The following is a 23,820-nucleotide window of genomic DNA, read 5'->3' on the forward strand; positions in this document are numbered from 1 at the left end:
CCTTCCTAGGCGCTGACGGTCTGGATGCGGGTGGATGCCACCGAGGCGGGGTCAATGGCCAGCTGCGGGGCGGTGGCGGCGAAGTTGGTTAGCTGCTCGTAACCGGCGGCCCAGTTCAGCAGCGCGGCGTCCTGGTAGTGGTTGGCTGCCAGCTGCCAGCCCACCGGCAGCCCGGAGGCGGTGAAGCCGGCGGGCATGGCGATCACCGGCAGGCTGGCGGCCGAGAGCAGGCAGGCCGAACGCATCCAGTCCAGATAGGTTTCGGCCCGCGTGCCTGCAATGTCTTCCGGCCAACGCCAGGAGGCGTCGAAGGGCAGCACCTGGGCGGCCGGGGAAAGGAAGATGTCATAGCGCGAATAGAAGTCCTGCACCGCGCGCTGAAGCCGGGTGCGGGCCGCCATGGTTGAAATCATGGCGGCTCCATCCAGGTCCAGACCCTTCTTCACATTCCAGCGGACCTCCGGCTTGATCAGCTCGCCCTTGGCCTCGACCAGGGCGCCGAGATTGGTGGCGAAGTCGAAGGCGCGCACATTGCCGAAGACCTCGTCGGCCTCGCGGAAGTCGATGCTCGCCTCTTCGAGGATCGCCCCGGCGGCCTCGAAGACCGCCAGCTGGCCGCGCAGCACCTCGATGACTTCCTGTTCCACCGGGACCCCGATGCCGAAGTCGAAGCTGTAGCCGATGCGCACGCCCTTCAGGTTTGGCGCGAGCTGGGCGAAGTCCTGGCCGCGCAACGTATTGGGGGTCGGCAGCTGTGCGTCCCCGGCGCTGGCCTGCATGAACAGCGAGATATCCTCCACGCTGCGGGCCATCGGGCCCGAACGCGCAAGCCAGGAGTAGGCGTTCGAGGGAGCTTCCAGCGGGATCACGCCATAGGACGGGCGGAAGCCGATGACATTGCAGAAGCTTGCGGGGATGCGCAGGCTGCCGCCCATGTCCGAGCCGTCGCCCAGCGGCTGGATGCGTGCGGCGATGGCTGCCGCGACGCCGCCCGAGGAGCCGCCGGCCGAACGGTCGGTGGCATAAGGGTTGGTGGTGGTGCCGAAGACTTCGTTGAAGGTGTGGGAACCGGCCCCGAATTCGGGCACATTGGTCTTGCCGGTCCGAATGGCCCCGGCCGCCGTCAGACGGGCAATCTGCAAATCGTCGTGCTCCGGGACATTGTGCTCCAGCGCCAGCGAACCCTGGGTGGAACGCAGGCCTGCGGTGTTGAAGGTGTCCTTGTGGGTCATCGGCAGCCCGTGCAGCAGGCCGGTGGCCTCGCCCCGAGCGCTGGCCTCGTCGGCCGCCGCCGCGAGCTGCTGGGCCCGCTCGAAATCGGTGGTCACCACAGCGTTGATCGCGCCGTTGACCTCTTCGATGGCGTTGATGTGGCTGGCGAGGGCTTCGCGGGCCGAGATTTCTCGGCTGCGGATCTTGCCGGTGAGCTGTACTGCTGACAGCTGCTGGATCTCGTTCATGACTGGCCTTTCGGGAAGTGGCTGCGAGCTTTGCCACAATCTTCGGCTTACGCTGGCGACATTCGGAATAGGGTGGGCGCAAATCATGCGTTTTGGAGGATTTGGCCACTTTTATGGCCAATTCCCCCATTCCTTGCCTAGCCTCTCGACCCGATGGAACCTTGAATCCATGAGACACGCATCACAGTGATGATGTGACAGCTAAGGAGAGTTCGATGTACCTACCACTGGCCGCGGCGGACCCGGCATCAACTGATATCTGGGCAGTAGCAAACTCGCCGTTCTTATGGTTCTGCGCACTGGGCGTCTTCGCAGTGATCTTCGTCCAGACCTTCCTCTACAGCCGGGCCGCGAAGGCGGCAGCCCCGCACGTCGACATGCCACTGCGCGAAGTCAAGGAGGCCTTCCGCGCAGGCGCCGTCGCTTCCATCGGTCCGTCGCTCTCGGTGGTCTTGGTAGCCATCGCGTTGCTGGCGCTGTTCGGAACCCCCGCAGTGCTGGTGCGCATTGGCCTGATCGGCTCGGCGGCCACCGAAACCGCCAGCGCGAACCTAGCGGCCCAGTCCATGGGCTCGATGCTCGGCGGCGACAGCTACACCCAGCAGGTCTTCGCCGTGGCGTTCATGGCCATGAGCCTGTCCGGCGGCATGTGGATGCTGTGCACCCTGCTGCTCACCCCGGTGCTCAAGCGCGGCAGCAAGTCGCTGGCCAAGCGCAACCCGGCGGCCATGGCGCTGATCCCCACCGCGGCCCTACTCGGCGCATTCAGCATGCTGACCATTGCCGAAATCCCCAAGTCGAACATCCACATGATGCTGGTGCTGATCTCCGCAGCCTCCATGGCGTTCTTCCTCTTCCTGGCCAAGGTGCTAGGCGCCAAATGGCTCAAGGAATGGGCCCTTGGCTTCGCCATCCTCATCGCCATCACCGCCGGCTATTTCATGCACACCGCCTAGGGCATAGAAAAGGACAATTCTCATGAGCACCCAAACCCTCACCAGCGCCGATGCGTCAATGGCGCGCTTCGACAAGCAGACCACCCGCTATGGATCGATCACCATGACACTCGGCCTGATCTTCTCGCTGCTCGGCCCGATCTACTTGGTGTTCTTCTCCGGCCTTGAGATCACCCCGACCATGATCGGGGTCGCCTTCGCCGCGGTGGCCGCCACCTTCGGCGTCTTCTGGATCGTCGAACCGCTGACCTACTTCCCCATCCTGGGTTCGGCGGCCATGTACCAGGCATTCATGATTGGCAACATCTCTAACAAGCTGCTGCCAGCGGCCATTGTTGCCCAGTCCTCGATCAACGCCAAGCCGGGCACCCGCCGCGGAGATCTGGCCAGTGTCATGGCCATCTGCGGAGCCGCCACCGTGCACCTGACAAGCCTGCTGATCTTCGTCGGCCTGCTCGGCTCATGGCTGGTGTCGATCGTGCCCATTGAGGTGATCGAAGTGGCGCGCATCTACATCCTGCCTTCGCTGATGGGAGCCGTGCTGGTCCAGGCCATCGTCGCAATGAAGCAGCTTCGCCCTACCATCGTGGCCATCACGCTCTCGCTGCTGATGTATTTTGTGGTCATCCCGCTGGTTCCTTCCCTCGCACTGTTCGGCACCGCACTGGTGGTGCTCTTCTCCATCGTCCTTTCCTGGATTGTCCGCGACCGCAAAGCAGTCCATACCACCGAAGAAGCCTAGGGAGTCAAAGTTGAGCACCGAATCAGCACGCCTGAAAACCACCCTCGACGAGGAACAGGCTCAAATCATGCACCAGATGTACAAGCACCTTCATGCGCATCCAGAACTGTCCATGCAGGAACACCAGACTGCCGCCTATATCCAGGGCAAGCTGGATGAACTGGGCATCGAGAACTTCATCTGCGGCGGCACCGGAGTGGTGGGCATCCAGCGCAACGGCGAAGGAGCAGTCATTGGCTTCCGCGCAGACACCGACGGGCTTCCCATCGCCGAGGACACCGGAGCTGGGTACGCCTCCACCGCCCGAGGCACACTGGCCGACGGTACCGAAGTTCCGGTCATGCACGGCTGCGGGCACGACACCCACGTCACCGCAGCGCTGACCGCGGCCGCAAGGCTTGCCGAACAAACCGACGCATGGCAGGGCACCATTGTCTGGCTCTTCCAGCCAGGCGAGGAAACCGCCGCTGGAGCCAAGGCGATGCTTGCCGACGGCCTGTGGGACAAGGCTCCGCGCCCGGACATCATCCTGGGCCAGCATGTCTTTCCCTTCGCGGCAGGCTCCATCGGACTGACCCCGGGAGCCGCCATGGCCATGGCCGATTCCTTCAAGATCATCCTGAAGGGCAAGCAGTCCCACGGCTCCCAGCCGCAGGATTCCATCGACCCGATTGTGCTCGGCGCGCACACCATCGCACGGCTGCAGACCCTGGTCTCCCGTGAGCTGGCTCCGCAATCCCCCGCTGTGGTTACCTGTGGTTCTTTCCATGCGGGCCTGAAGGAAAACATCATCCCCGACAAGGCCGAATTCACCCTGAACGTGCGCACCTTCACCGAGGATGTCCGCACCCATGTGTTGGACGGCATCGACCGCATCGTCAATGCCGAGGCCATGGCGTCCAATGCGCCGAAGCCCCAGATCGAAATCTTCAACTCCTTCCCGAAGCTTCACAACGACCCGGAGCAAACTGAGATAGTGCACCGGGTTCTGGCCAATGAATTAGGCGAGGACAAGGTGGTGGAAATCCCTCCTGCCATGGGTTCAGAAGACTTCGGCGCCCTGGGCGATGCCATCGGCGTCCCGTACGTGTACTGGTTCTTCGGCGGCTTCATCCCGGGCGACGCTCCTGCACCGGTCAACCACTCCCCGCACTTCCTGCCCGACTACGAGCTATCGCTGGCCACCGGCGTTCGCGCCGCGCTAGCGGGTCTAGGCCACTACCTGCGCTGATCATCTTCAACAATCGACAGGGGCTTGGAATGAACGAAGATTCTGTTCATTCCGAGCCTCTTTTTATTGCTTCAAGCAGCGCAGCTACATCATCACCGAACGTCGCAGGCTCAGGCCTTCGTCGTCCAGTTCAGCCCAGATTTCAATATCCAAGCGTTCCAGGAAGCGTTCATCGTGGCTGACAACCAACAACCCACCGTGGTAGTTCGACACAGCAGATACCAGCGCGTCCACCGTCTGGATATCGAGGTTGTTCGTTGGCTCATCCAAGATCAACAGCTGATGCGCGGGCTCCGCAAGCAATAGGCTCGCAAGTTTGACCCTGAACCTCTCGCCACCCGATAAGTCCCCTAGTTTTCGGTTGGCGGCAGTACCTCGCAAGAGGAAGCGTGCAAGCTGCGCTTGGACCTGCTGCCGAGCACTCTCGGGCGCTGCACCCTGCACGAAATCCAAGGCACTTTCGTTCTCATCCTCGAAGGACAACCGCTGTGGAAGATAGCCGATGCGTGATGTGAAGGCTCGCAGACCCGATCCCCAAGACCTCTGTGTTCCTTCGAGAAGCTCAGTGATCATCCGGCTTTTGCCCACGCCGTTGGCACCGATGAGCGCCATTCGCTGCGGACCGCGTAATTCAGCAATGCTTTCGCCAGCATTGCAGAGTTCAAGCAAGCGCTTATTCGCAGGGACCATCGGATCTGGAAGATCGATGCGAATAAGACGGTCGTCACGGATCGCATCCTTGGCTCGCTGCGCTGCAGTGGCGGCCTCGGAAACCTTCTCATCATGCATGCCGCGCAGTTTTCCAGCCGAGACCTGCGCCTCGGTTTTACGCTGCTGCATGATCACTTTGGGTTTGCGTTTGTTCTCAAAGTCCTTGTCCGCATAGCGACGACGGCGGGCAAGCTTTGTCTGTGCTTCGGCCCGCTGTTTTTCCTCGATTTTCTGTTTCTGCTGAGCAGTGCGCAGAACCTGTTCAGCAGCGGCCTGCTCCTGTTCCAGATATTCCTGATAGCCGCTGTAGTTGCCGCCAAAAACACGCAATTCTCCGTGATGGAGTTCGGCGGTTTGGTCCATGAGATCAAGCAGTGCCAGGTCATGGCTTGCAATGATCAGCGTCCCCTTCCACTGTTGCAGTGCGTCGTACAGCAAGTGCCGCGCCCGGGTATCGAGATTGTTCGTTGGTTCATCGAGAAGCACGATCTGATAGTCGGCCAGCTGCAGTCCTGCGAGGGCCACGAGCATGAGCTCTCCCCCGGACAGTGTTCCTGCAGCGCGGTCTAAGCTGACTTCTGGCAGCCCTATTTGTCCCAGCGCGGCCTCGGCCCTGGATTGAATATCCCACTGCTCATCCAGTGCATCGTAGTCTGCCTGATTCGTGCTTCCGGCTTCGATGGCTTGAAGAGCCGAGAGTTGCGTTGAGATTCCCAGAACTTCAGCCACTGTGGCATCAAGGTGCCATGACAGTTCTTGGGGCAGATATCCGACCTGGCCGGTAGTCTCGACAGTACCGCTCGTGGGGTTCAACTCCCCGCTAATCAATTTCAGCAGGGTGGATTTCCCTGTGCCATTGGCCCCGATCAGTCCTGTAGTTCCGGGAGTGAACGCCGCAGTGATATTGGTCAGAGCACTGCTGCCATCCGGCCAGCGCAGGGTGAGGTGGTTGAAGACGACGGAAGATTGCTGGGAAGTAAACATGAAGGCTCCTGAAGGTCAGTTGTGATGCACTGACGCTGCGAGCCTGATTTTCAGGCTTGATCTAGGTCAGCGCGTGGATTACCAGTGAGTAATCGCTGACGATCAGCATGATGTTCATTCCCCTTATTTTTGGCTACCGAAGTACGGCTACGCTAACAGATCCTAGCGCCGAGCACTAGAGCCCAGGTACGCGCTGAGTACCTGCAGCACCCCGTGTTCAGTATTTGCCGGGGCAGTGAAGTTCGCTGCTTCGGCAACCAGCGGGTGGGCGTTGGCCATGGCGAAGGAATAGTGGGCGCGGCCCAGCATTTCCAGGTCGTTCGGGTAGTCGCCGAACACCACCGTCTGCTTCGGGCTGATGCTCAGCGCCTCCTGGAGCCGTTCAAGAGCCAGCCCCTTGTGCACGCCGTGGTTCATGGCATCGACCCAGTGGCTTCCGGAAACGACCACCTGCAGGGGAAGCCGCAGCGCACCAGCCATTTCCTGCACCTTGCCGGTGCCGACGTTGACAGCCATCTTGATGATGTCATCGTCGACCTGATGCAGATCTTCCACTACCTGCACTGCCCGGTAGTAGGGCGCGATGGCCCGGGCGAAGGATTCGTCGCTGCGCTCGACATAGGCAGTGCGCCGCCCGCACAGCACCACGCCGGCATCCAGCGCCGCTTGCTTGCGCACCGTATCAACCATCATTGCCACGGCCGATGGATCGATGACATTTGAATACAGTTCGCGGTCCCCGTCCATCACCACGGTGCCGTTCTCGGCGATGATCGGGATGTCTCCCAGCCGGTCAAATTGCGTGCGCAAGGTTTCGAACTGCCGTCCCGAGGCTGGGACGAAGGCAATGCCGCGCTCCTGCAGCTGTGCGATCAGGGCCCAGGATGCTTCGGGGATCTGGCCGTTGCCGTCGAGGAAGGTGCCGTCCATGTCCACTGCAACGAGCTTGATGTCTGCCTGCGGGTCGATCTGGTGCATGTAGTCCTTAAGAATTGAGGGTGCCCCGGTGGCGTGGCGCGAGCAGTAGGCGCACGCCGGTGATCAGCCCCAGGGCAGTGCCCACCACGGGAACCATGATCACGACCAGCAGCCGCACGAGTCCCAGGCCGCTGCGGTTCTTTGAATAGGAAATCGACTCGCAGACAACGGCCGCAAGCCACAGCGCGGCGATCACCAATTCCCAACCGCTGATTGCCAAAAGACTCATGATCTCCCTTGCGACTCGTTGCCCGTGTTCGGGACTTTAGTGATTCATGGCCCGATGGGCCGCCCCAAGCACCCCGGCGGCGTTGTTGTACTGCGCGGGAACAATCTTGGCCCGGAGCTTCAGCTTAGGCAGGAACTTCTCGTGGTCCAGGGACACTGCACCGCCAATCACGATCAGATCAGGGCTGCACAGGAACTCAACATGGGAAAGGTAGCGCTGCAGGCGCTGCACATACTGGTCCCAGTTCAGGTTCTCCTCGCGGATCACCCGTGCCGCCGCGCGCTTCTCCGCTTCTTCGCCGTCCAGCAGCAGGTGGCCGAATTCGACGTTCGGGAAGAGCACGCCATCGCGGAACATGCCCGAACCGATACCGGTGCCCAGGGTGAGCACCAGGGTGCTTCCCTTGATCGGCGAGCCGTCCTTGCTGCCTGCTCCGGCGAAGACTTCTGCCATGCCTGCCGCGTCCGCGTCGTTCAGGACGCTGACCTCGCAACCCAGGGTTTCGGTGAGCAGCGCCTTGGCATCCAGCCCGAACCAGGACTTGTCGATATTCGCCGCCGAGTGCACCACGCCGTCAATCACGATGCCTGGCACGGTGACGCCTACCGGAACGCCTGCAAGATCGCTGCCCGTCTGCTTTTTGAGATCCTCGATGATCTGTTTCATGGCCGCCGCGACGTCTTCGGGTCGGGCGCCGGCAGGGGTCGGAGCCTGGCTGAAGGTTTCTTCAATCAGGGTGCCGTCGGGGGCAACAATGCCGTATTTGATGGATGATCCACCCATATCCAGGCCAATGGCGGCAAACGACATCAGTACTCCGATCAAAATATTAAGGACTCTTTACGATATCTAGGTCACAGCCCTCCGGTCAACGCCAAGACAAGGTTTGAAGTCCTTCTTGTTATACCTCGCGGTACTGTTTCCACAGAGTTTCCAGAGCGCTGCTGCGCGCCCCTGCCATGGCGCCCGCCAAAGCCCCGTCGCCTCCGTGCTGCGAGTACTGGAACTGCGAGTGCACCAGTGGCACTGCCTGCTCCACCGCCTGCCCCAGCTCCGCTGCCAGCTCTTCGCTGGCTCCGGGACCGGTAACCACCACTGCCTCCGGGTCCAAGAAGCCCACCAGATTGCCCAGCACCGCACCCAGCGGCTCGACCAGCGCCCGGCGGGATTCCGGGTCTGCCAGCTTCTCAAAGAGGATCCGCTGGCCCACCAGTCCCCCGCGCTCCAGGTGCTCAAGCAGCGTGGCATCGCCCAGCTTCTGGTTCTCCAGCTCGCCTGCCACACCGTAGCGTCCGCGGTGCAGCGCGCCGTCGATCATCAGCGCAGCGCCGATGCCGGCCCCCAGGTAGACCAGCAGCATGGACCCCTGGCGCTGGCCGTATTCGGCCACCGCCATCCAGTTCACGTCGTTGTCCAGTAGTGAGATCTCGGCGTCGAACAGCGAGGCGATATCCGCGTCCGAGGCGGCGAAGATCGGTGTGCCGATGACCCTCACGCCGCCCTGCTCGTCATGCATCACCGGGGCCGCCTGACTGATGCCCACGGCCAGCCTCGGCGAGCGCACGGCTGCATCAAGCTCCGTCAGCAGCCTGCCGGCGGTGTCCAGGACCTGCTGCTGCGTGGTCTGCGAATCGATCTGCGCGCTGAACCTCGCCAGTTCCTGGCCCACCAGGTCTTCGGCCTGGATAACCAGCTGCTGGGCGCTGAGTTCCACCGCAAGCACATGGCCGTAGTCCTGGCGAAGCTCGTAGCGTTCGGGGATGCGCCCGCGCTTGCCCTGGGCGCTGGACTTGCCTTCGGAGACCAGGCCGAACTGCTGCAGGCGCAGGATCGCCTGGGAGGCGGTGGGCTTGGAGATGCCCAGCTGCACCGAGATCTCGGTGCGGGTGGCGGGCCCGGTGCCGAGCAGGGCGAAGACCTTGGCGTCAGTGACGGTGGCCAGCGCCCGGGCGCCGGGCAGCTGCAGGCTCAACCCACCACCAGCTTCTCGCCCAGGGCTTCAAGCTCTGCGCCGCTCAGCCCGTGCTTGAGCAGGTAGTCGGCAATGGAGCCTTGGGCCCTGGCCACATCCAGCGCCTTGTCCAGCCCGGCCACCGAGGTGCCCACCATGAGGGTGCGCATCTCGTCGGTCATCGGCACCCCGTGCTTGCTCATCTGCGCTGTCATGGTGCTCAGCCAGTCGCCGGAGAGCGCCGCGGTGGAGGCTGCATAGTCTTCCATGACCGCGTCGTGCTCTGCTCCTACCGCCAGCAGCACCATGGCCACGCCCACCCCGGTGCGGTCCTTGCCCGCGGTGCAGTGCACCAGCGAGGCTTCGGAGGCCAGGATTCCGCGGGCCAGCTCGACCCAGGTGTCGGCGTGCTGGGAGACCAGCGGCAGGTAGATGTCATCCAGGGTGGCCAGCTGGCCGATGGCTCCTTCCAGCAGCGGCATGTGCATGCGGGTGGCGGCGCCGAAAGACTGCGGGAAGCCCGGCAGGTAGCCGGTTTCCTGGGTGCTGCGCAGGTCGAAGATGCTGGTGATGTGGGCATCCTGCACCCAGCCTGCCAGCTGCTCGTCGATCTGGTGCGGGGCTGCCGAACGGAAGAGCACGCCGGAGGCGATTTGGCCGCCGGCGGCTGGGATGCCCCCGGCTTCGCGGAGGTTTGAAAGGAACATGCCCACATCTTAGGCTTGGAACATTGGACCATGCCAACGTGAGGGATGTTATGCGTGCGAACTACATGCTCGGAAACCAGAAAGTAGAACTGCGCGAGGTTCCCGATCCGGTGCTCGTCGAGCCCACCGACGCGCTGGTGGAGATCGCCGCCAGCTGCGTGTGCGGTTCGGACCTGCATTCCTATCACGGCCCCGAGGTCAAGCCCCGCCCCATCGGCCACGAGTTCATCGGCCGGGTCACCGCGGTGGGCAGCGAAGTCTCCTCGGTGGCTGTCGGCGACTTTGTCATTGCCCCGTTCACCATCAGCTGCGGCAAGTGCGAATTCTGCCGCGAGCGCCTCTACACCTCCTGCCTTCGCTTGGGCTGGTGGGGTTCGGCGAACTCCCATGACGCGGCCTGCCAGGCGGAGGCCATCCGCGTGCCCATGGCCGACGGCACCTTGTTCAAGGTGGACGCCCAGGTGGACGACGCCCTGCTACCGGGCCTGCTGACCCTCTCCGATGTCTACGCCACCGGCTTCCACGCGGCGGCCAAGGCCCAGGTGGAGGACGGGGACACCGTGGCGGTGATCGGCGACGGCGCCGTGGGCCTGCTCGCGGTGCTCTCCGCCAAGCAGCTGGGCGCCGAGCGCATCATCCTCATGGGACGTCACGAGGCGCGCACCGAGCTGGGCCGGGATTTCGGCGCCACCGATGTGGTCTCCGAGCGCGGCGAGGAAGGCATTGCCAAGGTCAGGGAGCTGACCGGCCACGGCGCGCCCAAGGTGCTGGAAGCCGTGGGCCTGATGCCTGCCTTCGAACAGGCTCTCGGCATTGTCCGCCCGGGCGGCGTGATCTCCCGCGTGGGCGTCCCGCAGTACCAGACCGGACCGGTGGGCCGCCAGTTCTTCAGCCCGAACGTCACGCTGACCGGCGGCGTGGCCCCGGTGCGCAAGTACATTGCCCGGCTGCTTCCCGGCGTGCTGGAGGGCAGGGTGAACCCGGGCAAGGTCTTCGACTCGGTGCTTCCGCTGGCCCAGGTGGCAGACGCCTATGCCGCCATGGAGGCGCGCACCTCGCTGAAAGTCATGCTGCGTGGCTGATTCAGCCGCGAACGTGCAGTACATCAAGGTCTTCGGGGTCGGCGTCTATGGCGTGGAGGTGGACTCGCAGACCAGGTGCAGGCACTACCGCCAGCTCATCGACGTCATTGCTATCAAGTGCTCCTGCTGCGAGCGCTACTATCCTTGCTTCCAATGCCACCAGGAGCTGACCGGCCGCGCCCCGCAGGTCTGGCCGGCGGCCCCTGATGCTGAACCGGCGGTGCTCTGCGGGGTGTGCGGGCACCAGCTGCGCGCTTCGGACTACCTGCAGGCGCATAATTGCCCGAAGTGCCAGGCGCTGTTCAACCCTGGTTGCAAGGCACACAAGGAGTTGTACTTCGAGGTCTAGGAATTGAGGCAAGTGCATCCACGCTCTGCATTTGCTAACTAGATGTGATCAACGAGAAACTAGTGAAGCACTGATCTTTTTTCGCTTCGCAGTCCTTTATTCGTCGATAGTCTAGGAGCACATCGTGAAAGTTCCAGCCCTCTGGTTCCAGGTTTTCGGCTGGCTCATCGCAGTTGTTTCTACCGGAGTTGGCATTTACTGCGTCGTCCAGCGTGAAGCAGTCGTATGGGTTCCAACCGACGGATCCACCGCGTCCTTAACCTCGCAGATGGTTGGTCTTGAGCCTGTGGGCCTTGTGCTTCTGGGAACCGGCGTTCTTTCCCTCGTCGCACTGAGCATCGTTGAAACCGTCCGCCGCCGGTAGCCTGAAAATTTCTGCTTGAGGTCGACTGTAAAGAATCATGATTCTGAATATCTCAGAAACCCGCACAGGTTTGTCGCTGCTGCGCGCCGATCTGGAACACTCCAAAGAGTGGGGGACCACCGGCAACGTCTTCCTTGAAGGGTCCCAACTTCAGGTACTGCAGATTCTTCAGCTGCATTATCAAGGCAGCATGAAGATGGTCTTCTTGGATCCGCTGGCTCAGGACATTGATCAGCTGCGGCGCAGCTTGGAGCTGTCGTGGAACCTGCTTGCGGATCACGGTGCGATTTTTATCTGGACCAGCAAGCAGAGCATGGATGGCCTTAAGAATCTGTGCGATGAGATCTTCGGCAAGAAAAACTTCCTTGACGGTGCCGGCCAGTTTCCTCGGAATGCCGGGGCCACACCAGCGCTCCCGGAGGCTAGATTCCTTCTGTCCTACGCCCGAACTATCAAGAACCGCACAGCACCGGCACTGAGCACCCTGGGCTTCGATATGGCAAGTTCCGCGCGCTCGTACCTGCTGCCGACATTGCTGGAAGCGACCCAACTCGGCAAAGACGACACACTGCTCGATCTTTCTGCTGGCGGCATCAACACCGCTGAAGCTCTCCTGCGGATGAATGCCCTTGATGCGGGTTCGCGCCGGTTCATGCTGGTCCGCCCCGCACAGCCGCTGCCATCAGCCTCCGCCACCACCGGCGGCACAGTTGAAACCGTGGCAGAGCTGTCGCGTGATCAGCTACGGCGCACCGGTGCTGCCCTGTCGGAATATGACAACGGCCAGCTGACCGCCGTTGGCGAGCTGCTCGACACAGGATTCCGTGCCTACCAGCTGCCCGATGCGGCCAGTGCGGAGGCCACGCAGGAAGACCTGTTCATCAGGGTTTTGGCCGGCCGCGGCTTCTCCCTGACCGAGCGCACGGCATCACGATCGGTCAATGGCATCGAGGTGCGCGCAGTGGTGTCAGAGGATGGCCAGCCCCGGGTTCTGGCCTACCTGGATGCCAGGGCACAGCCAACGCTGGAACTGCTGGAAGCGCTGCTCGCCCAGAACCCTGAAAGTGTCATCGTCATCGCCGAGGCCTTCCACGGCGATGCCCTTCTGGAGGAAGAATTCCACCGGCTGGCCTTGTCGCGCGGAATCGAGTTCTGGACTTCCTAGAGCTCGCCCGAGTCCGGGACGTCCAATCCGAGCAGCGCATTTTCTGCCACTTCCATCAGCGCTGGGTGGATCCAGTATTGGCCGCGGGCCATCTTGTGCGCGTCGATCCCCAGGTTCATGGCGGTGACCAGCGGCTGGATCAGGTTCGCCGCCTCGTAACCGATCACATGGGCGCCCAGGATTCTGCCATCGCGCTTGTCCGCCAGGACCTTGAAGAGCCCTTCGGCGTCTTCCATGGCCCAGCCATAGGCGGTGTCGCCGTACTTCTGGGTCTTGACGGTCAGGTGCTCGCCGATCTGCTCCCTGGCTTCAGCTTCGGTCAGTCCCACATGGGCGATTTCGGGGTGGGTAAAGACCGCTGCGGGCACCGCCCGCTGGCTGGCCGTGCGCAGATCCTGAGGGTGCTCAAGATTGTGGGCGACCACGCGCGCTTGGTAGTTGGCTGCGTGCTTCAGCTGCTGTTCGCTGCAGATATCCCCCAGCGCGTAGAGCCCGGCCACCGGTTCTCCGCCGCGCAGCACCCTTTGGTATTCGTCGACCTTGACCCGGCCGTCCTCATGCAGGTCCAGGCCTGCTGGGGCGGTGAATTCCGAGTTGGGCTGGCGTCCGGTGGCAACGAGCACCGCGTCGACGGCGAAGGTCCCGGCGCTGGTGTGCACGCTCAGCTCCCCGCCCGCCTCGGTGATGCGCTGCGGCTGAGCATCAAACTGCACAGGCCAGCTGACCTGCTGGTTGAAGGCCTCACAGATTTCCTCGTCCAGGTATTTCAGCAGCCTAGTTCCTCGCACCAGCTGGATGACCTCGGTGCCCAGGCCGGAGAAGATGGAGGCGAATTCGCAGGCGATGAAGCCCGCGCCGATCACCGCGAGGCGCCGCGGCTGGTCGATGCGCATGATGGTGTCCGAGGTGTGGACCCCGGGCAGATCGATGCCTTCGATTTGCGGCAGCACCGGGCGGGAACCGGCGGCGAGCACGATCTGCTGCGCATGGATTTCTTCGCCTTCCTCGGTGCGCAGCGTGTGCCCGTCGAGCAGCTGCACGTGTCCCAGCAGCCTGACATTCTGAGCCTGCTCGCGGTAGTCCCTGCCGCCGGCGGAGATCGGGTCGATGCGGGAGAAGATCCGCTCCCGGATCGCCGCGAAGTCCGCCCTTCCGGCGGGCAGCTCCACGTTCAGCCTGGCGGCTTCTTGTCTGGTACGGGCCAGCTGGGCCGGGCGCACGAACATCTTGGTGGGGATGCAGCCCACGTTCAGGCAGGTGCCGCCGAAGACGCCTGATTCGGCGATCGCCACCTGCTTGCCCTCCCAGTAGGGGGTGAGCAGGGAGTTTCCCGAACCGGAACCGACGATCGCCAAATCCACCATATTTACTCCCCCGGAAGGTTGATGATCTGCTGCGGAACCACCAGCAGCGGGCAGCTCTGCTTGTGGGCCAGCGCCACTGCGATGGATCCGTCGATGAACTCGGCGAGCTTGCTGCGGATCCCCGGGCGTCGGGTGCCGATCACGATCATCGCAGCGTCGACCTCCTTGGCCACCGCCGCAAGCACCTTGGCGGGATCTCCCGGCACATTGTGCAGTTCGTACTCAACGCCTTCCAGCGTCGAGGCCACCAGGGCCGCTAGCTCCTCGGGGAAGACTTCTTCGCTGGTGCCCAGCACATTGGATTCGGGCAGGCGCTCGGTGACAAAGCGGCCCGAATCGGCGAACACCACCTGCACCGTGGCGTTCAGGTCTTTGGCAAAGGATGCCGCGGTGACTAGTACCGACCGGGGCTGGCCCGGTTCAATTCCGACAACTATGGTGCCCATGAGCGCTCCCCTTCAATGGTTGGTACCTCCTAAGCTACTGCCCCGGCGCCGCAGACACAATTGCGTCGCTCACAGCCAGCATTCCCAGCATCCGCACCGTGTCAACATCCGCCTGGACTACCCCGGTGGCGGCGGCGATGAACGCATCCCCGTCCAGCCTGGTGTGCGGCGGATGGATGGCCCGGGCCAGCCCGTCGTGCCCACCCTGGGCCAGGATGTGGCAGCCGGTCTTATCCAACCGGGCGTTGGTGATCAGCACCCCGATGGTGGTGTGGGTGCGCGGCGGCTCGCTGCCCGATTCCCTGGAGGAGGCGTCCAAGGCCGCGAACACCTGGGCTGGATCAATGCTGGGGGTGGCGCCGAGGGCCAGCACATCGCCGAAGGCGTTGACTGCGCACAGCGCCCCGACCACCAGCTCGCCCAGGCTGCGCTCGGCGTAGACCAGCCCTCCGGGATAGGCCGCAGGCCCACGCCAGCGCCCGGCCTTGGCCCCGGTGCCGGCGCCCACCGCCCCGGTGGCCACCGGGGCCCGCACCGCGCCGTTTTCCCAGGCGGCCTGCGCCGCCGCATAGCCCTCTTCCGCTGTGGGGCGCGCCGAGCCTTCGGCCAGGTCGAACAAGGCCAGGGTGGGCACGATCGGCACCCGCCCGCCCGGGGTGGGCACCCCGCGGCCCTGCTCCTGTAGGAAGCGCATGACCCCGTCGGCGCAGGCCAGCCCGAAGGCGGACCCTCCGGTGAGCACCGCCGCGTCGATCTGCTGCACCGTCATCAGGGGGTTGAGCACATCAAGTTCGCGGCTGGCCGGCGCTCCGCCGCGCACCTCGGCGCTGGCGGTGGTGCCCGGCGGCAGCAGCACCACGGTGCAGCCGCTGCCCGCCACCTGCGCCTGGCCCACCGACACCCCGCCGATGCCCAATGCCACCGCAGGCCCCATGGCTACAGCTCGCCCAGCTCGATGCTTGGGTCTTCCAGCCGGGCCGCCGGGATCTCCCGTCCCACCAGGGCGCGCAGCGTGTCGTTCACATCCCAGATGTTCACATTCGCCGCCGCGGTGATCCGCCCCTCGCGCAGCCAGAAGATGATGAATTCGTGCTCGTCCCCGCGCAGCACCGTCTGGTCGCCGGGAGCGGCGTCGCCCACGTACTCCATGCCCAGGTCGTACTGGTCGGTGAAGAAGTAGGGCAGCCAGTCATAGGCTTCTTCCGCCCCGGTCAGCGTGGCCGCGGCCAGCTTGCCCTGGCGGATGGCGTTGTCCCAGTGCTCCACGCGCAGCTGGCGGCGCAGCCTCGTATTGAAGGCCTGGGCCACGTCTCCGATGGCGAGGATCTTGGAGTTCGAGCTGCGCAGCGAGGCGTCGACCACCACGCCCCGGTCCACCTCAAGCCCAGCGGTTTCCGCCAGCTCCACATTCGGCACTGCGCCGATGGCCAGCAGCACCAGATCCGCCCGGAAGCTGCCGGCATCGGAAATCACCTGCAGCCCGCGCTCGCCGGGCTCGATGCCCTGCACCCGGGTGCCGGTGCGCACATCCACGCCGTGGCTCTTATGCAGTTCCAGCAGGTGGTGGCCGAAGCGCTCGCCGAACACCTTGGCCAGCGGCACCTCGTCGGGCGAATACACGGTGACCCGGGCGCCCAGCGAGCGGGCGCTGGCGGCGACCTCCATTCCGATCCAGCCAGAGCCGATCACCGCCAGCTGGGTGTCGTGGGTGATGGCAGCCTTCAGCGCGTCGGCGTCGGCCAGGCTGCGCAGGGTGTGCACCCCTGGCAGGTCGTGGCCGGGGAAGGGCTCTGCTCCCCCGATGTTCGAGCGGGCGCCGGTGGCAAGCACCAGTGCGTCATAGCCCAGCGTGGTCCCGTCGGCGAGCGCCACCTGCTGGTGCTTGGCATCGATGCTGATGGCGCGGGTGTCCAGGCGGACATCCACGTTGTTCTCCGCATACCAGGCGGCGGGGTTGACGGTAAAGTCCTCCACCTTGTCATTGCCCTGCAGGTAGCCCTTGGACAGCGGCGGGCGCTCATAGGGCAGCGCCTGTTCGTCGCCGACCAGGTGCAGGGAACCTGTATAGCCTCGGCTGCGCAGTTCGGTAATGCAGGTGGCGGCGGCCAAGCCGGCGCCGATCACGACGATCGATTCGGGGTTCATCAGTTGCCCTTTCGTAGCTGTGCCTACCTCGATCCTCACACGCGGCGCTGATCCGGGCAACGGTATGACACAGGGTTTCAGGCTGCCGGCCAACTTGCCGCGAATCCTTACATTGTGTCGGGGCCTGTGCGTAGAGTGATTGCTACCGGGCCGCTTCCACGTTCCCCCAAGTTTTCCGCGGCCCGCGGCGACGAAGGAGTGCATCGTGTTGACAGAAAACCATCAACCAGCGGCCCAGATCCCCGGGCGCTATGTGCTGGTGTTCGACCAGGTCTCGGCCGCAGATCCGCGCGGCGTGGGCATTGCTTCGCTCGGCGACACGGTGCCCGGACTGCTGAGCAGCCAGGGCTATGAAACCACGCAGTATTTCCCGAACCTGGGCATCGCTGTGGTGAGCAGCGCCAAGGACCAGCTCGCAGATTTCCAGGCCCGCTGCCTGGACAGGAACCTGCCGGCCAGCGTGGTGCCGGAGCTGCGCTACTACGTACTGGCCCAGCAGCCCGACCCGGACAGCTATGTCGACACGGACGAGTTCACCTGGGGCCTGCAGGCAGTGGTGGCGGCGCACAACGAGTTCACCGGCAAGGGCGTCAAGGTGGCGGTGCTGGATACCGGCTTCGACGCCCAGCACCCGGACTTCGCCGGACGCTCGGTGACCGCCAAGTCATTCGTCGAGGGCGAGGATGCCAGCGACGGCCACGGCCATGGCACCCACTGCATCGGCACATCCTGCGGCCCCCGCAAGGTGCCAGGCGGTCGCGGCTACGGCGTCGCCTCGGAAGCTGAGATCTTTGCCGGCAAGGTGCTGGGCACTTCCGGCTCCGGCTCCGACTCCTCCATCCTGGCCGGCATCGACTGGGCGCTGGAGAATGAATGCCACGTCATTTCCATGTCGCTGGGCGCCGATGTGCGCACCGTGCACCCTCCCTATGTGACCGCCGGGCGCCGTGCCCTGGAGAAGGGCGCGCTGATTGTGGCGGCCGCTGGCAACAACGCCAAGCGCTCCGCCGATGACCCTGGGTTTGTGGGAGCCCCTGCCAACAGCCCCTACATCATGGCCGTGGGCGCCATCGACTCCTCGCTGCGGGTGGCAGACTTCTCTGCCCGCACCATCGAGGGCCGCGGCGGCCAGGTTGATATTGCGGGCCCGGGCGTGAACATCTATTCCTCCTGGCCGGGCGCCGAGCGCTACAACACGATTTCCGGCACCTCGATGGCCACCCCGCATGTTGCCGGGGTCGCCGCCCTGCTGGCCCAGGCCACCGGCTACCGCGGGCGGGAATTGTGGGCGCAGCTGGTGCAGGAAGCCCGCAGGCTGACCCAGTTCTCGGTGGATGTGGGCGCGGGGCTGACCCGGGCGCCGCTGAACGAGACGGACCAGGCGTGATCCCATGGACTCGCAGCAGACGTGGATCGTGACTGTTTCCCACACCCACATCGAGCAGATCTCCACGGTGGTCACCTCGCTGGAGCACACCGGGCTGCACGTGCAGCAGGTGCTCTCCACCTTGGGTCAGGTCATCGGCCAAGCTCCTGAAGAGAAGGTGGAGGAGCTCAAGCACGTTGACGGGGTCGAGTCGGTCGACAAGGAACAGCGCTTCGGGATCCTCTAGCCGCTTCACCAGCCCCGGGCGCTGGCGTGCACCATCCATTGGTGCACGCCAGCGCCCTTTTAGTGACCAGGAACACCTTGAAATGGCATCTGACATGGATATTTCCACAGTGTTTACGCCTGGTTAACCTTGCGCTCACGATTCGGTTAGTTGCTCCACGCAACATGTTTATTGAGCGTACCGCCTAGTCGCTGTACACATCTATCATCTCCATTCAAAGGGAATAAACATGTTCAAGGGAATCACGAAGATCGCGCCGATCACCATGGTGCTGGGCCTCGGCATCGCCGCCATGACCGGCTGCGGCGCCACCTCCAATGCCGCACATTCAACCGCCGAATCCGCACCGCTGCTACAGCGCGCAGCGGACGGAGACCTTTCGCAGCACGGCGGCGCCCGCCGCCTGAGCGAAGACACCACGCAGTCGGTGCGCGAGGCGATCAAGGACTCCGGCGCCAAGAACGTGATCCTGCTGATCGGCGACGGCATGGGAGATTCGGAAATCACCGCCGCCCGCAACGTGGCCAAGGGCGCCGGCGGATACTTCGAAGGCATCGACGCCCTGCCGATGACCGGCCAGTACACCCACTACTCGCTGCTCAAGGACGGCACCCCAGACTACGTCACCGACTCGGCCGCCTCCGGCAGCGCCTGGGCCACCGGCACCAAGACCTACAACGGCGCCATCTCGGTGGACGTCAAGGGCGAAAAGCAGGAAAGCCTGCTGGAGCTGGCCAAGGGCAAGGACCTGGCCACCGGCATCGTCACCACCTCGGAAATCCAGGACGCCACCCCTGCCGTGCAGTACTCGCACGTTGCCGAGCGCAAGTGCTACGGTCCGGAAACCACCAGCGAAAAGTGCGCAGAGAACGCCCTGGAGAACGGCGGCGCCGGCTCGATCACCGAGCAGATGCTCGCCACCCGCCCGGACCTGGTCTTCGGCGGCGGTGCAGAAACCTTCGCGGAAAAGGCCAAGGCCGGCGACTACAAGGGCAAGACCCTGCGCGAGCAGGCAGAAGCCCGTGGCTTCAGCATCCTTGAAGACACCGCCTCGCTGCAGGCCGCCCAGGCCGCCAACCAGGAGGCTCCGCTGCTGGGCCTGTTCGCCCCGGGCAACATGGAGGTGCGCTGGAAGGGCGATCTGGCCACCAAGGGCGGCATCAAGAAGCCTGCCCAGAAGTGCACTGAGAACCCCGAGCGCGACTTCGCCAAGGCCCCGGACCTGAAGACTATGACCTCCAAGGCCATCGACCTGCTCAAGAACGACGAGCAGGGCTTCTTCCTGCAGGTCGAGGGCGCCTCCATCGACAAGCAGGACCACGCGGCCAACCCCTGCGGCCAGATCGGCGAGACCGTCGACCTGGATGAGGCGGTGCAGGAAGCGCTGAAGTTCGCCAAGGAAGACGGCGAGACCCTGGTGGTAGTCACCGCCGACCACGCGCACACCAGCCAGATTGTCGCTCCTGACACCGAATCCCCGGCCTTCACCTCCAAGATCGTCACCGCTGACGGCGGCGAGATGGCGATCCTCTACGGCACCGGCGAAACCCAGGACTACCAGGGCCACACCGGCACCCAGCTGCGCATCTCGGCCTACGGCCCGGGCGCCGCCAACGTGGTGGGCCTCAGCGACCAGACCGACCTGTTCTTCACCATCTCCGACGCGCTCTCGCTGAAGAAGTAGCAAGCACACACGCAAAAGCGCTGCGGCGCAGGTTCGCAAGAACCTGCACCGCAGCGCTTTATGCGTCCAGCGGCTGCTACCGCAGCACGACGGTGCGGTTTCCATAGAGGAAGACGCGGCCCTCGCAGTGCCAGCGCACGGCATCGGACAGGGCCTTGCATTCGGAATCGCGGCCGGCGGCGGTCAATTCCTTCGGGCCGTAGGTGTGGTCCACCTCCACGACCTGCTGGGCGATGATCGGGCCCTCGTCCAGTTCGGAGTTCACATAGTGTGCGGTGGCACCCACGGTTTTCACGCCGCGCTCCCATGCCTGGTGGTAGGGCTTGGCTCCCTTGAAAGAAGGCAGGAAGGAGTGGTGGATGTTGATGGTCTTGCCGGTCAGCTCGGTGGCCAGGTGGTCGGAGAGCACCTGCATGTAGCGGGCAAGCACCACCAGCTCAGCGCCGGTGGCGTCGATGACCTCAAGCAGCTGGGCCTCGGCCTCCGGCTTGGTCTCCTTAGTGACAGGGATATGGTGGAAGTCGATGCCGTACCATTCGACCAGCGAACGGTGGTCCGGGTGGTTGGAGACCACGCCAACAACCTCGATGGGCAGGTCCCCGGTGTGCATGCGGAAGAGCAGGTCGTTGAGGCAGTGGTCGAACTTGGAGACCATGATCAGCACCTTGGTCTTCTCGCCGCGTTCGCGCAGCTGCCAGTCCATCTGGTATTTCTCCGCGACATCAGTGAACGCTTCGCGCAGCGAGGACATCAGATCCGGCTCGGCATCTCCGGCGAATTCCACGCGCAGAAACAGCCTGCCGGCGGCCATGTCGTCATACTGCTTCAGCTCGACGATGGTGCGCTGGTGCTCGACCAAAAATCCGGTCACAGCGTGCACGATGCCCATGCCTTCTGGGCATTGCAGGGTCAAGACGTGCCGAACCTGTTCGCTCATGATCATCCCTTTCTGAGGGTTCAATGATGTCGGTGATAATTCTCAGTATCCTCGCCGCCATCCACCCGCGCCACGGCTTGGCGCGTTAGCTGCGTCTCACTCGGCGGCTGCTTTCCGGCAACTAGAAGGTGTAGGTGTTTCCCGTCCCGGTATCCACGCTCGGCGCTTCGAGGCCCGATGACCAGTTGATGGTGTTGCCATTGCCGTGGACCTCAAAGACTTCGGAAATCTCGTCCAGCAGCACCGTGGCATTGCTGCCGTCAATCTTCAGCACCTTCACCACGTCGGCATTGACTCCGGCGCCGTCGGCGCCGAGGACCACTTCGCCGGCGTTCTTGCCGGTCAGGTGCGTTCCCTTGGCCTGCGAGTCCAACTTCTCCAGCTCATCCACATTCAAGGTGACATCCTCGCCGGTGATCTGCGCATTGCCCCACTGCGTGCCGAGCAGCGTCACCTGGGATCCGGTGATCTCCACCGAATCTGCCTGGGCGATATTTCCCCGCACCCCGCTGCCGGTGATCTTCACGCTGCCGCAGGCACCTTCGATCACCGGCGTCGCCTCGTTCGCCGCGATGATGATGTCCTCTCCGTCGGTGCAGCTTCCCCCGTTCGACAGGTCCCTAACTTGCGCCGCCGCTTCCGGCTTCGCTTCGCTTTCAGCTCCGCCGCATCCGGCCAGCAGGAGTGCCGCGGCGGCCAGGATGAGGCCTCCGGTGACGGGAAGGAAATTTCTGTGCCGCTGGTTCATGATGTCCCGCCTTCGTGAATTCTCGCGCTGCGCGCAGGTAAGTTTCTCCCTCCGGACTTTATCCGAGGAACGCCCGCTTATGGATGATTTATCCAGAAGTTCTTTACGGCGGGCCGAAACGGTGCTGAACTTGCCCCATGGCATACAACATCGGCTATTTTGTTGGTTCGCTAGCCACGAACTCCATCAACCGCACGCTGTCCAAGGCCCTGATCAAGCTGGCCCCGGACACCTTGAGCTTCACCGAGATTCCCATCAAGGACCTGCCGCTGTACAACTCCGACTACGACGCTGACTATCCTGCCGAGGGCTTGGCCCTGAAGCAGGCCATCGAGGCATCGGATGGGCTGCTGTTCATCTCCCCGGAGTACAACCGCTCCATCCCCGGCGCGCTGAAGAACGCCATCGACTGGGGTTCGCGCCCCTGGGGCACCAACTCCTTCGCCCGCAAGCCCACCGGACTGGTCGGCGCCTCCATCGGAGCCATCGGCACCGCGGTGATGCAGTCGAGCATGCGCAGCGTGCTCAGCTTCTTGGACGCCCCGCAGCTGAACTCCCCCGAGGTCTACCTGCAGTTCAAGCCCGAGGACTTCGAGGCCGACGGCACCGTCACCAACCAGGGCACCGCAGACTTCCTGCGCCACTACATGGGCGAATACACTGCCTTCGTGGAACGCGTCCTAGACGCCACCGCCGCCGGACACATCGGCGACCCTGACCAGTAGCACCCAGCCTTCCAGCGCCGCAGCGCCCCTGTTTAGGGCTGCGCTGCGGCGCTGAATTATGATCTAGATCATGACGAACCAGAAAGACCTCGCCTCGATTCTCGACGACTACGGCGACCTCAAAACCGGCATGGTGGAGTATGCCACCGGCCCGAAATTTGAAAAGCCGCTGCGCCAGTGGGTGAAAATGCACCAGGAAGCCCTGGATCAGGGGCACTTGGATATCCAGGCGGTAGTGGACGGGTTCGTCTTCAACTTCCAGTTCGACGACGGCTCCACCCTGGTTCAGCGCTACGTCAAAGACAAGCTGATCAGCGATGAGGACCAGGTGCTGCTGGCGGCGATGAACGATGGATTCCTCTCCTTCTTCGAGATTCTCGAACAGGACAACGACGCAGACAGCCTGCGCATCAAATGCTGCTTCTCGGACCTTGAATACACGCTGATGCCCACCATCCCCGGCGGCTTGGCCGACGCCGAACTGGCCGCCGGCAACTTCATCTCATCGCGCATCACCTCGGTGCCCGGCACCGGTGTGTGGACACCGAGCGGCTCGGTCTCGGTCCTGCCGGCAGCCGCCCGTCCGAGCCTGGTGGAGCAGGTGCGCCTGCAGTCGATGGAGCATCCGGAATTCTCCCACCGCAATCCGGCCTACCGCCAGATCGCGCTGGAGCGTTCGCAGAAGATCCACGACCACTTTGCCGCCGCCAACGGCGGGCACGTGCTGTTCGCCCCGATCAGCGAACTGGTGGACGCCTATGTCGCTGCACAGCTGGCCCCGGCGCCGGAGGACCTTCCAGCAGAGCAGCGCGAAGCCAGCGCACAGATGCTGCGCTCCTCGGTGATGGACTCGGAGCTTGCCGGCGAGCAGGACGTCATGCTGCACAGCCACCCGCTGAACGGGCTGAGCTTCTACAGCCAGATCGGCGCGCTGCGCGAGGCACTGGGCGCCGGGGAGGCTGCCAGCACCGAGCAGGTCGAACTGCTGCAGTCATTCTTCGAGGACGACACCACCCCTGCCTGGCTGCTGGCTGAGCTCATCGCCGAACAGCTGCCGGCTGCCGAGAAGTCGTTGGCCAAGGCCTTGAAGCGCAAAGACTTCAGCTGGGAGGACGAGGGCGGATTGTTCCTGGCCCTGCTGCCGGGCGAGCAGGAGCCAAGCCTGAAACTGGCGATCCACTCGGAGTTCTGCCGCTCGATCTAGACCTGTTGACGCGCGAACGCCGCCTGCCACATTCATGGCAGGCGG

At 63.8% G+C, this 23,820-nt stretch carries 25 protein-coding genes; 12 read left to right on the forward strand and 13 right to left on the reverse strand.

Annotation, left to right across the window (positions count from 1 at the left end; all coding sequences use genetic code 11):
• Positions 1–5: 5 nt before the first annotated feature.
• Entirely contained in the window at positions 6–1,460 is a 1,455-nt protein-coding gene (locus AUR04nite_RS14010) for an amidase (RefSeq protein ID WP_141366170.1), read from the reverse strand.
• A 215-nt stretch (positions 1,461–1,675) separates the two neighbouring features.
• Here AUR04nite_RS14010 and AUR04nite_RS14015 point away from each other — a divergent pair, with 215 nt between their 5' ends.
• The 3 genes from AUR04nite_RS14015 to AUR04nite_RS14025 all read left to right on the forward strand — a co-directional run bounded on the left by AUR04nite_RS14015 (position 1,676) and on the right by AUR04nite_RS14025 (position 4,389).
• On the forward strand, positions 1,676–2,416 hold the full coding sequence (locus AUR04nite_RS14015) for a DUF5058 family protein (RefSeq protein ID WP_141366173.1): 741 nt from the start codon (positions 1,676–1,678) through the stop codon (positions 2,414–2,416).
• A 22-nt stretch (positions 2,417–2,438) separates the two neighbouring features.
• Positions 2,439–3,158, forward strand: a complete 720-nt coding sequence (locus tag AUR04nite_RS14020; protein WP_141366175.1) for a hypothetical protein — start codon at positions 2,439–2,441, stop codon at positions 3,156–3,158.
• 67 nt (positions 3,159–3,225) lie between these two features.
• A complete protein-coding gene (locus tag AUR04nite_RS14025; RefSeq protein WP_141366235.1) occupies positions 3,226–4,389 on the forward strand; it encodes an amidohydrolase in 1,164 nt (387 codons plus the stop codon).
• A gap of 84 nt (positions 4,390–4,473) precedes the next feature.
• Here AUR04nite_RS14025 and AUR04nite_RS14030 read toward each other — a convergent pair whose 3' ends face one another.
• The 6 genes from AUR04nite_RS14030 to AUR04nite_RS14055 form a co-directional block, all read right to left on the reverse strand.
• On the reverse strand, positions 4,474–6,084 hold the full coding sequence (locus tag AUR04nite_RS14030) for an ABC-F family ATP-binding cassette domain-containing protein (RefSeq protein ID WP_141366178.1): 1,611 nt from the start codon (positions 6,082–6,084) through the stop codon (positions 4,474–4,476).
• 162 nt (positions 6,085–6,246) lie between these two features.
• Positions 6,247–7,062, reverse strand: coding sequence for an HAD family hydrolase (locus tag AUR04nite_RS14035; protein ID WP_141366181.1), 816 nt, complete (start codon positions 7,060–7,062; stop codon positions 6,247–6,249).
• A 7-nt stretch (positions 7,063–7,069) separates the two neighbouring features.
• Complete coding sequence (locus tag AUR04nite_RS14040; RefSeq protein WP_141366184.1) at positions 7,070–7,291, reverse strand: hypothetical protein; 222 nt, start codon at positions 7,289–7,291, stop codon at positions 7,070–7,072.
• A gap of 36 nt (positions 7,292–7,327) precedes the next feature.
• A complete protein-coding gene (ppgK, locus tag AUR04nite_RS14045; protein WP_141366187.1) occupies positions 7,328–8,101 on the reverse strand; it encodes a polyphosphate--glucose phosphotransferase in 774 nt (257 codons plus the stop codon).
• Positions 8,102–8,192: 91 nt separating this feature from the next.
• Entirely contained in the window at positions 8,193–9,263 is a 1,071-nt protein-coding gene (locus tag AUR04nite_RS18450) for an ROK family transcriptional regulator (protein ID WP_141366190.1), read from the reverse strand.
• Entirely contained in the window at positions 9,260–9,949 is a 690-nt protein-coding gene (locus tag AUR04nite_RS14055; protein WP_141366193.1) for a tyrosine-protein phosphatase, read from the reverse strand. The genes AUR04nite_RS18450 and AUR04nite_RS14055 overlap by 4 nt, the downstream gene beginning before the upstream one ends.
• Positions 9,950–9,999: 50 nt before the next feature.
• On the opposite strand from AUR04nite_RS14055, the gene AUR04nite_RS14060 reads away from it, so the two are divergent.
• The 4 genes from AUR04nite_RS14060 to AUR04nite_RS14075 all read left to right on the forward strand — a co-directional run bounded on the left by AUR04nite_RS14060 (position 10,000) and on the right by AUR04nite_RS14075 (position 12,909).
• Entirely contained in the window at positions 10,000–11,031 is a 1,032-nt protein-coding gene (locus AUR04nite_RS14060) for an alcohol dehydrogenase catalytic domain-containing protein (RefSeq protein ID WP_141366196.1), read from the forward strand.
• Positions 11,024–11,380 (forward strand): CHY zinc finger protein, encoded by a 357-nt coding sequence (locus AUR04nite_RS14065; RefSeq protein WP_246055538.1) that lies wholly within the window; start codon positions 11,024–11,026, stop codon positions 11,378–11,380. The genes AUR04nite_RS14060 and AUR04nite_RS14065 overlap by 8 nt, the downstream gene beginning before the upstream one ends.
• A gap of 124 nt (positions 11,381–11,504) precedes the next feature.
• On the forward strand, positions 11,505–11,744 hold the full coding sequence (locus tag AUR04nite_RS14070; protein ID WP_141366199.1) for a hypothetical protein: 240 nt from the start codon (positions 11,505–11,507) through the stop codon (positions 11,742–11,744).
• A gap of 37 nt (positions 11,745–11,781) precedes the next feature.
• On the forward strand, positions 11,782–12,909 hold the full coding sequence (locus tag AUR04nite_RS14075; protein WP_141366202.1) for a site-specific DNA-methyltransferase: 1,128 nt from the start codon (positions 11,782–11,784) through the stop codon (positions 12,907–12,909).
• Here AUR04nite_RS14075 and AUR04nite_RS14080 read toward each other — a convergent pair.
• From AUR04nite_RS14080 to AUR04nite_RS14095, 4 genes are read right to left on the reverse strand one after another with little or no spacing between them, the layout of a single operon-like run.
• Positions 12,906–14,273: a mycothione reductase gene (locus tag AUR04nite_RS14080; protein ID WP_141366205.1), complete on the reverse strand. Its 1,368-nt coding sequence runs from the start codon at positions 14,271–14,273 to the stop codon at positions 12,906–12,908. The two genes, AUR04nite_RS14075 and AUR04nite_RS14080, sit on opposite strands and share 4 nt — an antisense overlap.
• 2 nt (positions 14,274–14,275) lie before the next feature.
• Positions 14,276–14,719 (reverse strand): universal stress protein, encoded by a 444-nt coding sequence (locus tag AUR04nite_RS14085; RefSeq protein WP_141366208.1) that lies wholly within the window; start codon positions 14,717–14,719, stop codon positions 14,276–14,278.
• A gap of 34 nt (positions 14,720–14,753) precedes the next feature.
• Positions 14,754–15,641 carry a P1 family peptidase gene (locus tag AUR04nite_RS14090; RefSeq protein ID WP_218024689.1) on the reverse strand — a complete coding sequence of 296 codons (888 nt, stop codon included), beginning with the start codon at positions 15,639–15,641 and terminating at the stop codon, positions 14,754–14,756.
• Between the two features lie 14 nt (positions 15,642–15,655).
• Complete coding sequence (locus AUR04nite_RS14095; protein WP_141366213.1) at positions 15,656–16,864, reverse strand: NAD(P)/FAD-dependent oxidoreductase; 1,209 nt, start codon at positions 16,862–16,864, stop codon at positions 15,656–15,658.
• Positions 16,865–17,069: 205 nt separating this feature from the next.
• On the opposite strand from AUR04nite_RS14095, the gene AUR04nite_RS14100 reads away from it, so the two are divergent.
• From AUR04nite_RS14100 to phoA, 3 genes are all read left to right on the forward strand, one after another.
• The gene (locus AUR04nite_RS14100; protein WP_246055539.1) at positions 17,070–18,251 is read left to right on the forward strand and encodes a S8 family serine peptidase; all 1,182 of its coding nucleotides are present in this window, start codon (positions 17,070–17,072) and stop codon (positions 18,249–18,251) included.
• 4 nt (positions 18,252–18,255) lie between these two features.
• Complete coding sequence (locus AUR04nite_RS14105; protein ID WP_141366216.1) at positions 18,256–18,477, forward strand: hypothetical protein; 222 nt, start codon at positions 18,256–18,258, stop codon at positions 18,475–18,477.
• 229 nt (positions 18,478–18,706) lie between these two features.
• Positions 18,707–20,161: an alkaline phosphatase gene (gene phoA, locus AUR04nite_RS14110; RefSeq protein WP_246055540.1), complete on the forward strand. Its 1,455-nt coding sequence runs from the start codon at positions 18,707–18,709 to the stop codon at positions 20,159–20,161.
• 76 nt (positions 20,162–20,237) lie between these two features.
• On the opposite strand, the gene purU is transcribed toward phoA, so the two are convergent.
• Together purU and AUR04nite_RS14120 are read right to left on the reverse strand one after the other, a co-directional pair.
• Entirely contained in the window at positions 20,238–21,098 is an 861-nt protein-coding gene (purU, locus tag AUR04nite_RS14115; protein WP_141366219.1) for a formyltetrahydrofolate deformylase, read from the reverse strand.
• A 121-nt stretch (positions 21,099–21,219) separates the two neighbouring features.
• On the reverse strand, positions 21,220–21,846 hold the full coding sequence (locus tag AUR04nite_RS14120) for a hypothetical protein (RefSeq protein ID WP_141366221.1): 627 nt from the start codon (positions 21,844–21,846) through the stop codon (positions 21,220–21,222).
• 137 nt (positions 21,847–21,983) lie between these two features.
• On the opposite strand from AUR04nite_RS14120, the gene AUR04nite_RS14125 reads away from it, so the two are divergent.
• A complete protein-coding gene (locus tag AUR04nite_RS14125) occupies positions 21,984–22,571 on the forward strand; it encodes an NADPH-dependent FMN reductase (protein ID WP_141366223.1) in 588 nt (195 codons plus the stop codon).
• A 70-nt stretch (positions 22,572–22,641) separates the two neighbouring features.
• Positions 22,642–23,775 (forward strand): hypothetical protein, encoded by a 1,134-nt coding sequence (locus tag AUR04nite_RS14130; RefSeq protein WP_141366225.1) that lies wholly within the window; start codon positions 22,642–22,644, stop codon positions 23,773–23,775.
• Positions 23,776–23,820 lie beyond the last annotated feature (45 nt).

Origin of the sequence: Glutamicibacter uratoxydans, from assembly GCF_006539925.1 — a bacterium.
GTDB lineage: Bacteria > Actinomycetota > Actinomycetes > Actinomycetales > Micrococcaceae > Glutamicibacter > Glutamicibacter uratoxydans.